13 protein-coding genes and 1 other RNA gene are annotated in these 12,050 nt (G+C 42.9%); 4 read left to right on the top strand and 10 right to left on the bottom strand.

All coding sequences use genetic code 11. The features are described from left to right. Positions 1-12 precede the first annotated feature (12 nt). The 3 genes from N482_RS06245 to rsmI all read right to left on the bottom strand — a co-directional run bounded on the left by N482_RS06245 (position 13) and on the right by rsmI (position 3,290). Positions 13-1,695 carry an alkaline phosphatase gene (locus tag N482_RS06245; RefSeq protein ID WP_063376233.1) on the bottom strand — a complete coding sequence of 561 codons (1,683 nt, stop codon included), beginning with the start codon at positions 1,693-1,695 and terminating at the stop codon, positions 13-15. Positions 1,696-2,022: 327 nt separating this feature from the next. After that, positions 2,023-2,383, bottom strand: an RNA gene (gene rnpB, locus N482_RS06240) — RNase P RNA component class A. A gap of 46 nt (positions 2,384-2,429) precedes the next feature. Beyond that, positions 2,430-3,290 (bottom strand): 16S rRNA (cytidine(1402)-2'-O)-methyltransferase, encoded by an 861-nt coding sequence (gene rsmI / locus N482_RS06235; RefSeq protein WP_063376232.1) that lies wholly within the window; start codon positions 3,288-3,290, stop codon positions 2,430-2,432. 62 nt (positions 3,291-3,352) lie between these two features. On the opposite strand from rsmI, the gene N482_RS06230 reads away from it, so the two are divergent. The 4 genes from N482_RS06230 to dolP are packed head-to-tail and all read left to right on the top strand — an operon-like array spanning position 3,353 to position 6,795. Then, complete coding sequence (locus N482_RS06230; protein ID WP_063376257.1) at positions 3,353-5,230, top strand: penicillin-binding protein activator; 1,878 nt, start codon at positions 3,353-3,355, stop codon at positions 5,228-5,230. Positions 5,231-5,275: 45 nt separating this feature from the next. Then, entirely contained in the window at positions 5,276-5,641 is a 366-nt protein-coding gene (locus tag N482_RS06225; RefSeq protein WP_063376231.1) for a YraN family protein, read from the top strand. A 1-nt stretch (position 5,642) separates the two neighbouring features. After that, positions 5,643-6,227, top strand: a complete 585-nt coding sequence (locus N482_RS06220; RefSeq protein ID WP_063376230.1) for an SIS domain-containing protein — start codon at positions 5,643-5,645, stop codon at positions 6,225-6,227. Between the two features lies 1 nt (position 6,228). After that, entirely contained in the window at positions 6,229-6,795 is a 567-nt protein-coding gene (gene dolP, locus N482_RS06215) for a division/outer membrane stress-associated lipid-binding lipoprotein (protein WP_063376229.1), read from the top strand. A 51-nt stretch (positions 6,796-6,846) separates the two neighbouring features. On the opposite strand, the gene N482_RS06210 is transcribed toward dolP, so the two are convergent. The 7 genes from N482_RS06210 to rplM all read right to left on the bottom strand — a co-directional run bounded on the left by N482_RS06210 (position 6,847) and on the right by rplM (position 11,986). Continuing rightward, positions 6,847-7,296: a ClpXP protease specificity-enhancing factor gene (locus N482_RS06210; protein ID WP_063376228.1), complete on the bottom strand. Its 450-nt coding sequence runs from the start codon at positions 7,294-7,296 to the stop codon at positions 6,847-6,849. Beyond that, positions 7,296-7,919: a stringent starvation protein SspA gene (gene sspA, locus N482_RS06205; RefSeq protein ID WP_063376227.1), complete on the bottom strand. Its 624-nt coding sequence runs from the start codon at positions 7,917-7,919 to the stop codon at positions 7,296-7,298. Before sspA ends, N482_RS06210 begins: the two co-directional genes overlap by 1 nt. Before the next feature lie 98 nt (positions 7,920-8,017). After that, positions 8,018-8,755, bottom strand: coding sequence for a cytochrome c1 (locus N482_RS06200; protein ID WP_063376226.1), 738 nt, complete (start codon positions 8,753-8,755; stop codon positions 8,018-8,020). Then, positions 8,752-9,975 (bottom strand): cytochrome b, encoded by a 1,224-nt coding sequence (locus N482_RS06195; protein WP_063376256.1) that lies wholly within the window; start codon positions 9,973-9,975, stop codon positions 8,752-8,754. The genes N482_RS06200 and N482_RS06195 overlap by 4 nt, the downstream gene beginning before the upstream one ends. 104 nt (positions 9,976-10,079) lie before the next feature. Continuing rightward, positions 10,080-10,670 (bottom strand): ubiquinol-cytochrome c reductase iron-sulfur subunit, encoded by a 591-nt coding sequence (petA, locus tag N482_RS06190; protein WP_063376225.1) that lies wholly within the window; start codon positions 10,668-10,670, stop codon positions 10,080-10,082. 486 nt (positions 10,671-11,156) lie between these two features. Next, the gene (rpsI, locus tag N482_RS06185) at positions 11,157-11,549 is read right to left on the bottom strand and encodes a 30S ribosomal protein S9 (protein WP_155730519.1); all 393 of its coding nucleotides are present in this window, start codon (positions 11,547-11,549) and stop codon (positions 11,157-11,159) included. An 8-nt stretch (positions 11,550-11,557) separates the two neighbouring features. After that, positions 11,558-11,986, bottom strand: a complete 429-nt coding sequence (rplM, locus tag N482_RS06180; RefSeq protein ID WP_023397225.1) for a 50S ribosomal protein L13 — start codon at positions 11,984-11,986, stop codon at positions 11,558-11,560. Positions 11,987-12,050 lie beyond the last annotated feature (64 nt).

Raw genomic sequence — 12,050 nt, 5'->3', positions numbered from 1 at the left:
ACAGCTTCTTATTTATTCGTTAACACCCAGAGCCGCCATCATTTTATTAGCAATATCTACATGATGCTGCAATGTTGAGAATTGCTTCGTGATACCTTCTGGCCCAAATGCATATACAGGTACAGGTGCAGCAGTGTGTGTTCCAGTACCCCAAACAACATTTTGCTGTGTTGCTACAACACGTGCAATCTTACCTGTGAAATCTTCTGTGCCATACACATAGAAATCAGAGAAATCTTCAAAATGAGGTAAAGGATGACCATCGTCATCTGCTTCATGAGACTCGTGAATAGTAGCGGCTTGCTCGAGCGTTACCGTATACGGCGTATGCTTAGTAATGGCAGTTTGCCACTGCTCTGCGCTACTATTTGCAAAGTTGTAACTGCCATCTACGTCACCCATGATGTCGTAGAACGTGCCTTCTTGAAAGTAAAGCGTATCGAGTAGACTTAATGCACCAAAGTTGAATTTTGGTTTATACAGAGCGTCACCCATACCATCACCAGGTAATGCAACCGCCTCTGGGGTATTATGATTTGAATAACTAAACCCGAAGCTACCCGTCTCATGGTCAGCTGTGACAACGACTAAAGTATCGTTACGATCTTTAACCCATTCATGAACAGCTTCAACCGCTTCATCAAATTTAAGTAATTCATTTAGCATCCATCCAGCATCATTAGCGTGACCTGCCCAATCAATTTGACCACCTTCGACCATCAAGAAGAAGCCGTCTTCATCTTGAGATAAAACATCAAGCGCTTTGACTGTCATCTCTTTTAACGAAGGTTGTATACAGCTGTTATCATGCTGACATTTTCTGTATGCAATACCATCATCCATGCCCGAGTTTGCAAATAAACCCAATAACTTGTCACCTTCCACATTCATTAATTGGGCTTTATCAAATGCCAACGTATAGCCGTGTTGATCTTTTGCTTCAACAACTAGGTTCTCGTTGTCACTACGCTTAGACTTTTTATAAACACCACTTGGCATCCCGAGTTCAGCAAGTTGCTTTTGAACATCTTCATTTGATGCAACGTCTTGAGGTAAGAAAACACGCGCACCACCCGAAAGCATCACATCCACATTGCCAGAGGAGATAAGCTCAGCGGCAATTTTATCCTCGTAAGAGCGGTGTGGTTGGTGTGATGCAAAAGCCGCGGGCGTAGCATGAGTAATACGTGTATCCGATACCAAACCAGTTGCTTTACCCATCGCTTTCGCTTTTTCTAAGATAGTCGCGACTTTATTGCCTTGAGTATCTAGACCTATCATCTCAGAACCTGCTGAAATACCTGTTGCTAACTGTGTTGCTGAACAAGCAGAGTCTGTTACAAGGCTACCTGTAGGCCCGTGGGGGGCATTCAGTGATAAGCCTAAATGACCCGCATTGGCAAGTTTGGAAAGAGCGGTTTGGTTATTTTTATCTTTGTATACTGAATTAGGCGCGCGTTGAGCATACTCTTCAAGTAGACCAACTTGCTGAGGGCCCATGCCATCACCAATCATTAAAATGACATTTTTAACAGAAGTGACTGGTGTAGGTGGTACCTCTTTAACGACTTCCTTTACAACTTCAACTTCTTTAGTAACCTCAACTTCCTTTACGACCTCAACAGTTTGAGTGTCATCATTACAACCAGTAAGCAAAGCCGCAGACACAGCGAGTGCAACAAATTTCATCTTCATTCGAATGTTCCTAAAACGTAATCAATTGTGAGCACGCGCAAGTGTACGTACAAAAAATGACTTTTTTATTTCAGGAACATTTCATGGCGGTTACATTTTTATTCTTACATTATTGTATTAAAAGTAATTATATAACTTGGATTGGCATTGCATAGACGCTAGCAACATATAAGGCTCGGATTAAGAACACATTTGTCATTTGAATTAGAAAACGAGGTAACGAAAAGCGATTGAAATATGTCGACGGGTAATAAGTGCAATTATATTGCAATGAATTGAATTAAGTGGGTAGTAATCGCTCAGTATATTACTGAGCGATTACAAGAAAATGTGAGTTGGCCTATAAGCCGGGTTCTGTCCCTCTTGCGAGGTGATAATCATTCGTCTAGGCCTAAAATCGCTCTTAGGCTCAAGCAACCTACCCGGTTCCGATGTGGGCCACACCATAAGGAACCCTATTTGGTCTTGCTCCGGGTGGAGTTTACCTTGCAACCAACTGTTACCAGTGGCCCGGTGCGCTCTTACCGCACCCTTTCACCCTTACCAACCGAAGTTGGCGGTCTTCTCTCTGCTGCACTTGTCGTGGGCTTACACCCCCCAGCCGTTAGCTGGCACCCTGCCCTGTGGAGCCCGGACTTTCCTCCCCTTGATCATTTTCGTCACAAGCAGCGATTATCCGGCCAACTCGCGGCGCATTATACCTATTTCTGACCTAAAGCACAGCGGATTTTTTGCTATTCTTCTCTTTGCGCAATAATGGCTTTGTACAATGCGTTCTTTTTAAGACCAAAATACTCAGCAGCCACACCGCATGCCTTTTTAAGTGGCATGTCCGCTTCCAGTAACATAATAAGTTTTTGTGCCTCTGGCGTAATAGCAGCGGTTTCCTTGCCTTTCCCTGGCAGCATAAGTACCAACTCGCCACGCTGACGTTCAGGTTCGTCGGTTAAAAATATAATCAACTCATTCACAGGACCGCTAAAAAACGTTTCGTAGGTTTTTGTCAGTTCTTTAGCAAATACAACATGCTGCTGCTCACCCAGTGCTTCTGACAAGTCATTCAAACTCGCCATAATCCTGTGTGTGCTCTCATAAATGATGCTGGTGATCCCTGACTCATGAGCAGATATAAAAAACTGTTGCCGTGCCTGGCTTTTTGCTGGCGTAAAGCCTAAAAATTGAAATTTGTCTGTCGGTAGCCCTGAGCAGCTAACCGCAGCAATGGCTGCACATGCGCCCGGGACAGGTGTTACTTGCGCCCCAGACTCTCGACAAATATTTACAACGGCATAACCTGGGTCACTAATCAGAGGCGTACCAGCATCAGAAACCAAAGCAATGTTTTTACCTTCATTTAACCAATCTAAGATTTGCTGTGCTTTTTGTTTTTCATTGTGATCATGCAGAGCAAAGGTTTTTGCTTTAATATTAAAGTAACTAAGTAATTTACCTGTGTGGCGAGTATCTTCCGCGGCAATTAAGTCGACCTCAGCCAAAGTCTTAAGCGCCCGTTCACTGATGTCTTCTAAATTACCGATGGGCGTGGCCACGATGTAAAGGGTGCCAATTTTATTAGTAGTTTCGGCTTTTGTCATTGAGGTCTCCAAGATCAGTCAGTAAGATATTCACATACAAAGTGATGAGTGAAGGTATACGCGTGCAACTGAAAAAAATAAGTCTAATTATGGCCATATTGTCAGGGTTATCTGCCTGTGGCACAACCCCTAATAGCACTCAACCACCCAAAAACGCTCAATCACAGCTCAGTACACCTCAGATTGTACAAGATTTGGATTCTGCTGCACTCTATAAAAAAGGTCTAGAAAAAGACGGCGCTGCTCGCATTCAGCTCCTTTATAGTGCGCGAGAAGCTGCCATTGCGGAAAGAAACTGGCAAATATTAGAACAAGCCTGCATCGAATTAGAATCGAAAGCCAGTGTCGATCATGTACAAAACAAGCTGTATGTTGCCTTGGCCCGCAAAGAACTCAAAAAATACGAAAGTGCCCACGAAATATTGCAAAGCGTTGCCCAGAAATTAAAGCTCCCAGAGCATAAAGCTTGGCACCAATATTTAACTGGTAGTATTTTTGCCTCACAAAACTTACCCAAAAAAGCTCTCGTCCACTATTTTAGAAGCGCTGATATCGCTCAGCAAAATAAACTTGCGATAGCGGGGCTGGACGGCGAGATTTGGGTGGCATTACAGCAACTTTCATCTTATGCATTAGAACGTTTTGACCGCGGCTCTGTGATCCAACAAGGTTGGGTTAAACTCGCCAAGTATCATCAGGTTTACCTAGGCTCAACCGTGCAATTGCATCAAGCAATGAATAACTGGCAACGTCGTTATAAAAACCACCCTGGTAGCATTATTATTCCAACAAAAGTTGAATCAGACATCAACCTAGCACCGTATCAGGCTACGAAGCTGGCCATCTTGCTACCTCAATCAGGTAGCAGCGAACGCCTTGGCGCGGCTTTAAAAAACGGTTTTCTGGCTGCTATGGACAGAAGCAAAATCTCAGAGATCTACTTTATTGACGAGATGGACAGTCCCGAGTTAATTGAAAGAAGCCTGCAAAAAATCCAAGCTGACTTTATTATCGGGCCTCTTCTAAAGTCTAATGTCATCAAGGTAAAAAGCATCAGTTATATAGCGAGCTCTCCAGCTATCTTCTTGAATGAAGTTGATGAGTCAGAAGTTGAACGCGTGCATTCTGAGCATTTTTATTTTGCACTTAACCCTGAGCATGAAGTCGAACAAGCCATGGTTCACTTTTTAGCAAAAGGCTATCAGAAACCGATGATTCTTGCGCCTGATACGCCCTCTGGGCAACGCTTAATTGCACACTTCAATCAACAATGGCAAGGCTTTAGTCACACCCATCCTGAAGTCGGCTTTTACTCAAACAGCGAAGACATGGTGAAAGTCATCACTGAACTGTTAGAAGTCGACAGCTCAAAAACACGGATCAAAGAAGTAAGCAATCTATTTCGCAGTGAAGTTGAAAGTGAAACGCGCTCGAGACGTGATTTAGACACCATATACATTTTAGGCGATGCGATAGAAACAAGACTGCTTAAGCCATATTTGGATGTTAACGTCAGCACCTTTGCGGAGCGTATTCCTCTCTATGCCAGTTCCCGTAGTTATAGCAAACAAATAGACAAAACAGACAAGAGAGACTTAGAAGGCTTGTATTTCACAGAGCTGCCTTGGATGCTCCCAGATGCAGTCAACGAACGTAATTTACGCGATACGTACTCTCGCCTTTGGCCTGAACAAGCTGACATCGAGCAGCGCTTATTTGCAATGGCGTATGATGCAGTGAACCTGATACCTGAGCTTAAACAGCTTAATAAAATACCAGGGAAAGAGTTCGAAGGCCTAACTGGTGCACTGAGCTTTAAAGAGGCAAATCAGATACACAGAAAATTAATTTGGGCACAATATCACAAAAATCGAATTCGCTTAGTCAGCTTAGATGAACGTCCGCCTACCCCGCTGTTTATGCAACATGCGGAGCAATAAAATGACTGTGTTGCTGATCAAAGGAGACTAAAAAAAGGAACTGTTATGCTAAAAGGATTATTTGGCAATACCCGTGCAAAAGGTCAGCACTACGAAATAGTTGCGGAACAATATCTGATAAAGCAAGGTCTTACAGCTGTCACTCGCAATTACCTGTGCCGCTTTGGAGAAATCGACCTAATTATGAGAGAAGCGGATACTTGGGTTTTTGTTGAAGTGAAATTTAGAAAAAGTAAAGCCTATGGTGGTGCAGTAAATGCATTATCGGCTAAAAAGCAGCAGTGTTTGAGACGCAGTATTTATCAATATACTCAAGATTATGCCTTGCATAATCGTGCTCTACGCGTAGACTTTGTTGCAATACAGGGGGATAGTCCTCACGCTATACAATGGATAAAGAACGTTTTTTAATATGCAAGAATCTATCAAAGCCATCTTTACCGAGAGTATACAGGCACAGATCGCTGCCGGAGAAGCAGTCGCAGAGCAATTAGAAACCGCCGCTTATGTCATATCGCAAACATTAATTAATGGTAATAAGTTAATATGTTGCGGGGTGCCAAGTAGCCATATGCTTGCTGAACATTTTGCCAGTTTACTTATCAATTTCTATGAAACTGAACGTCCATGCTTACCCGCACTGACGCTTAGCCAGTCGAATATTAACTTGAGTGGTCAAGCACCTACCGCACACCATGAACTCTTCGCAAGACAAATTAGGGCCATTGCGCAAGAAGGAGATCTCCTATTTGCAATTGCTGTTAACGGGAATGAAAAAGAAGTCATCAGCGCGGTGGAATCAGCACTGACTAAAGACTTAAAGGTCATCGCTTTAACTGGTAATGATGGGGGGGAGTTAACCGGTTTGTTAGGGCCCAATGATGTTGAAATTCGCATGCCAAGTAAACGAGCGAGTCGTATTCTTGAGTCTCATTTATTTACCGTGCATTGTCTCAGCCAACTTATTGATAATATTCTTTTCCCTCAGGATGATTAGTATGTATTTAAGATCCATCTTGTTGCTTTGTGCTATTTTATTTATCCAAGGCTGCGCCGTTGCTGTCGTCGCAGGCACTGCTAGTGCGGTATCCGCTGCAAACGATAGACGCACAATCGGCTCGCAAATCGATGACAACAGCATTGAAATAAAGGCCACATTGGCGCTAAAGCAGATCCCACGCTTAGCTAAACATGCCAACATTAATGTCGTCAGTGTCAATGGCACCGTATTATTGACAGGACAGGTCGCCAATGAGGAAATGCGCACCGAGGCAAACAGCGCTGTTACCAATTTAATGGGTGTAAAGCGCTTGCTCAATCAAGTCAGAATTGGCAGCAATATTGGCCTATCAACGCAAACTCACGATACTTGGCTGACCTCTAAAGTGAAAACACAATTACTCGCTAATGACAATGTGAATGGCAGCAATATAAAAGTTATTACCGAAAATGCTGAGGTTTTTTTAATGGGGATGGTTGATAAAAATGAAGCTGATAAAGCCGTCGATATTGCTCGCAATATTCATGGCGTTGAAAGGGTTATCAAGGCCTTCGAATATCTTTAATACCACTTTAAAAAGCTTAAAAGAAAAAACCTGCATTAGCAGGTTTTTTTATCATTTTATTACGCGCAAGTGAGCGCCCTTTTTGGGCTTCTCTTCGCCAGAGCTTGACTCTTTTGACTGAGAAGAGTCTGGTTCTTCAACGGTTGGCTCATGCTCAACTTCATCAACGTCTTGCGAATACTCTTCTTCCAAATTTGACTCAGAGAAGATAGTACCTTCGCCATTTTCTCTTGCATAGATTGCCAGCACTGCACCAACAGGAACATATACCTGCATGGGCTGCCCTGAGAACCGTGCACTAAAACTCAGCGCTTCTTTGTCCATCATAAAGTTATTGGCGGCACTTGGACTCACATTCAGTACAATTTGTCCATCTTGGACAAATTGTACTGGGACTTGAGCCTGTGGATAATGTGCGTTGACTACAATGTGTGGCGTACATTGATTATCCACAATCCAATCGTAAAACGCCCTAAGCAAATAAGGTCGATTAGACGTCATTAGCTGCGGATCTCGCGCTCGATATCAGTTAACGATGCTTGGAAAGACTCACGTTCAAATAGACGTAACATATAATCTTTCAATTCGCTTGCACCACTGCCAGTTAGCTCAATACCTAGCTGAGGCAGACGCCATAATAGTGGCGCCATAAAACAATCAACTAAGCTAAACTCTTCACTCATAAAGTAAGGTGCTTCACCGAAGATAGGTGCTACAGCAAGTAATGCTTCTGTTAACTCTTTACGAGCGCCTTCAGCATCATTTCCAGTCGTAATTCTCTCAGCAAGGCTATACCAATCGCTTTCAATGCGGTGCATCATCAAACGACTGCGGCCACGCATTACTGGGTATACTGGCATTAACGGTGGATGTGGGAAACGCTCATCCAAATATTCCATAATGATATTTGCTTGGTACAAACCTAGTTCACGGTCGATCAAGGTTGGTACAGTACCATATGGGTTAATTTCGTGTAGCGCTTCTGGCAAGTTATCCTTTTCAGCCAGATGAATATCAACACTTACACCTTTTTCTGCTAAAACAATACGAACCTGATGGCTATACATACAGTTTGCACCAGAAAAAAGAGTCATAACTGGGCGCTTGTTGGCAGCTACGGCCATGCCTACCTCCATAAAATAATCACAAAGTAATCAAATCACTTTAAACAGCAATAGGGGCAAAAGCCCCTATTACCTAAAATCACCATTGAGTGTTCAAATTAATGAACGTCTCTCCAGTACTCTTTCTTCAAGAAGAAAGCTAAGATGAAGAAGATTACCAAGAATCCGAGCACTTTGATACCTATTGCCTCAGATTCTAGTCGCGAAGGTTCCCCCACATACGCTAAAAAGTTTGTAAGGTCTCTTGCGGCTTGGTCGTATTCATCGTCACTCATCTCACCGGAGCCGTCAGTTTCAACACCCACAACTTTGGTTACAGTTTCATCACCTTCAACCACTTCTTCAGTGATTGGCATCGGTAAACCTTGCAGTTCTTGCAGAACGTGAGGCATCCCCACCAGTGGGAACACAACATTATTCACACCAAAAGGACGAGACTCATCTCTGTAAAATGACTTTAAGTAGGTGTAGATATAATCTGGCGATTTAACACGAGATATCAACGTTAAGTCTGGCGGCGCAGCACCAAACCATTTCGCAGCATCCTCTTTAGACATAGCATTGAGAATATGCGAACCCACTTTAGAGTCATCAAAAATTAATGTCTCTTTACCTATTTCTACTGGAATACCAATATCACGAAACGTACGCTCGTAACGCTGGTACTGCATCTGGTGACAACCCAAACAGTAGTTCATAAACAATTTGGCGCCACGCTGTAATGAAGCTTTATCCCTTAGGTCAATGTTAGCGTCCATCAATGGCATTGTTGGACCTGCTGCCATTGTAAAGGTTGGCAATAATGCGAATAAACCGATCAATAGCTTTTTCATCATTTCGTCAACCTCGTTGGTAGTGGCTTTGTTACTTCGTTCTTGGAGTATACATAAAGTAATACAAAGAACATGAAATACGTCACAGTACAAATCTGAGACAAAATGGTTGATTGCACAGTTTGAGGCGTCGCACCTGCCCAGCCTAAGATAAGGAAGGTCACAACAAACTGGGCAATATTCAACTTGTGCCAAACACTACGATAACGAATAGAGCGAACTTTTCCTCTATCCAGCCATGGTAACAGTGCCAGCATCACAATTGAGGCCCCCATAGCCACTACCCCAAATAGTTTATCAGGAATAGCACGTAAAATCGCATAGAAAGGCGTAAAATACCAAACAGGGAAGATATGTTCTGGTGTTTTAAGTGGGTTTGCTGCCTCAAAGTTAGGGGCTTCGAGGAAGAAACCATTCATTTCAGGCATAAAGAATACTACCCAACAGAACAAAATTAAGAACCCAGCGACTCCCAAAATGTCCTTAACTGTGTAATATGGGTGGAATGGGATAGCATCAACCACATCTTTTTTGCTGGTATAATATTCATGGAACTTAAATTTAGGTTTGTCCTCTTCTGCAACAGAGCCTTTTTTGCGCTTAACCTCAATACCATCAGGGTTGTTCGAGCCAACTTCATGCAACGCCACAATATGTAGGAAAACAAGAATCACCAACACCAGTGGCAATGCAATGACATGCAAAGCAAAGAAGCGGTTCAGTGTGGCTCCTGAGATAACATAATCCCCACGGATCCATAGAGTTAAGTCTTCACCAATTACTGGAATAGCACCAAACAATGAAATGATTACCTGCGCACCCCAGAACGACATCTGCCCCCAAGGTAATAAGTAACCCATAAATGCTTCAGCCATCAGCGCAAGGAAGATCAACATACCAAATAACCACAACAGCTCTCTGGGCTTTTGATAAGAGCCGTAGATCATACCTCGGAACATATGTAGGTAAACAACAACGAAAAATGCTGAAGCACCTGTAGAGTGAAGATAACGTAATAGCCAGCCGTATTCAACATCACGCATGATGTACTCAACTGACGCAAACGCCCCTTCAGCAGAAGGCACAAAGTTCATCGTCAACCAAATACCCGTCACAATTTGATTGACCAATACTAAGATAGCTAATGAACCGAAAAGGTACCAGAAGTTAAAGTTTTTAGGTGCTGGATACTGCGCGATATGCATGTTCCAGACCCGAGTCATCGGAATTCTGTCATCAATCCAATTGACCACTGAACTCACAACACCACCTGATTTGGTTGTGGTGTTATCACCCGTAGCGGTTTGTTCTTCGTATTTACTAGTCATTACGCCACCTCTTGTTCTTCACCCACTAAGATAGTGGTGTCATCTAGAAAGGTGTATGGCGGGATCTCCAGATTTAACGGTGCTGGGACGTTTTGAAAAACTCGCCCAGCCATATCAAATTTGGAGCCGTGACACGGGCAGAAGAAGCCATCCGCTGTGCCCTCAACTTTTTCACCAAACCCACCATTCATAAACGTTGGAGAGCAACCCAAGTGGGTACAAATCCCAACTGCGACAAAAATCTCTTCACGCTTAGAGCGGTAGTTATTCTTTGCCGATTCAAGTTGTTGCGCTTCATCGGAATTAGGGTCACGAAGTTGGTCTTCGTGTTGTTTCATTTGTTCTAGCATTTTTGGGGTGCGATAAATAACCCATACAGGCTTACCTCGCCACTCAACACGAATTAATTGTCCAGGCTCAAGTTTGCTAATGTCCACTTCTACAGGAGCCCCTGCAGATTTAGCACGCTCACTTGGATTCCAAGACGCAATAAAAGGAACAGCAGCTCCAGCCGCACCAACGCCACCTACAACAGAGGTAGCGATAGTTAAAAAGCGACGTCGGCTGTTGTCTACAGGCGCATTGCTCATCCACTTATCTCCACTATGATCCTCAACACTTGCTATATTGAGAACATCAGTTACAGCAGGTTAATTTTAAGATATTTCAAAATAGACGCGATCATAAGTAAAACCCTATATATTACAGGGTTATTACTATTCCACTTTAGATGCTATCAAAGCGATAATTACTTCAAATAACAGCCAAAATTAGAAACGACAGGTTATGATATGACGTCTTATGCAACGATTCTCTGACCAAGATCAACCTCTGCCTAAATCAACAGAAAATTAATCAGTTCAAATCGCGAATAATTTACTTGCCATGCAAGTGTAGCAAATAATTTGATGGTTAAACGTTCAACAATGCTAATTTTTAGAGTTTTTTGAAAGTTTATTAAATTCAGCGAAGAAAGATGGGAATAACAAAAGCCAAGGCACAGAACAAAGCACAATGTTACAAAACAAAAAACCCAGCACAAGGCTGGGTTTTTGCAAATTCTGAAACGTAATAAATTAACGTTTTGAGAACTGTGTCTTCTTACGTGCTTTCTTAAGACCAACTTTCTTACGTTCAACGCGACGAGCGTCACGAGTAACGAAGCCAGCTTTACGTAGAGCTGGACGTAGTGACTCGTCAAACTCCATTAGTGCACGAGTGATACCGTGGCGGATTGCGCCAGCTTGACCAGTCATACCACCACCTTCAACAGTGATGTATAGGTCAAACTTCTCAGTTAGTTCAACTAGCTCTAATGGCTGACGAACAACCATACGAGAAGTTTCACGACCGAAGTATTCTTCGATAGAACGTTGATTAATTACGATGTTGCCAGTGCCTGGGCGTAAGAATACGCGAGCACTTGAACTTTTACGACGACCTGTACCGTAGTATTGATTTGCCATGATAGTGCTCCTTAAATGTCTAGAACCTGAGGCTGTTGTGCCGCATGGTTGTGCTCGTTACCAGCGTAAACTTTAAGCTTACGGAACATTTCACGACCTAGAGGACCGCGAGGTAACATGCCTTTAACTGCTTTTTCGATGATCATTTCAGGCTTTTTAGCTTGAAGTTTTTCGAAGTTAACAGACTTAAGACCACCTGGATAACCAGAGTGAGCGTAGTACATTTTTTGCTGAGCTTTGTTACCAGTTACAGTAACTTTCTCAGCGTTGATAACGATGATGTAATCACCAGTGTCAACATGTGGAGTGTACTCAGCCTTGTGCTTACCGCGAAGGCGAGCAGCGATTTCAGTAGCAATACGACCTAAAGTTTTACCTTCAGCGTCAACTACGTACCAGTCACGTTTTACAGTTTCTGGTTTAGCAACAAACGTTTTCATTTATAAAATCCAAAGTTTTCAGTTAAAACCACTGGTAGTCAGAGGACTACCGCTCTACTAATGG

Origin of the sequence: Pseudoalteromonas luteoviolacea NCIMB 1942, assembly GCF_001625595.1 — a bacterium.
Lineage (GTDB): Bacteria > Pseudomonadota > Gammaproteobacteria > Enterobacterales > Alteromonadaceae > Pseudoalteromonas > Pseudoalteromonas luteoviolacea_A.
This window is presented reverse-complemented; position numbering and strand designations above follow the sequence as displayed.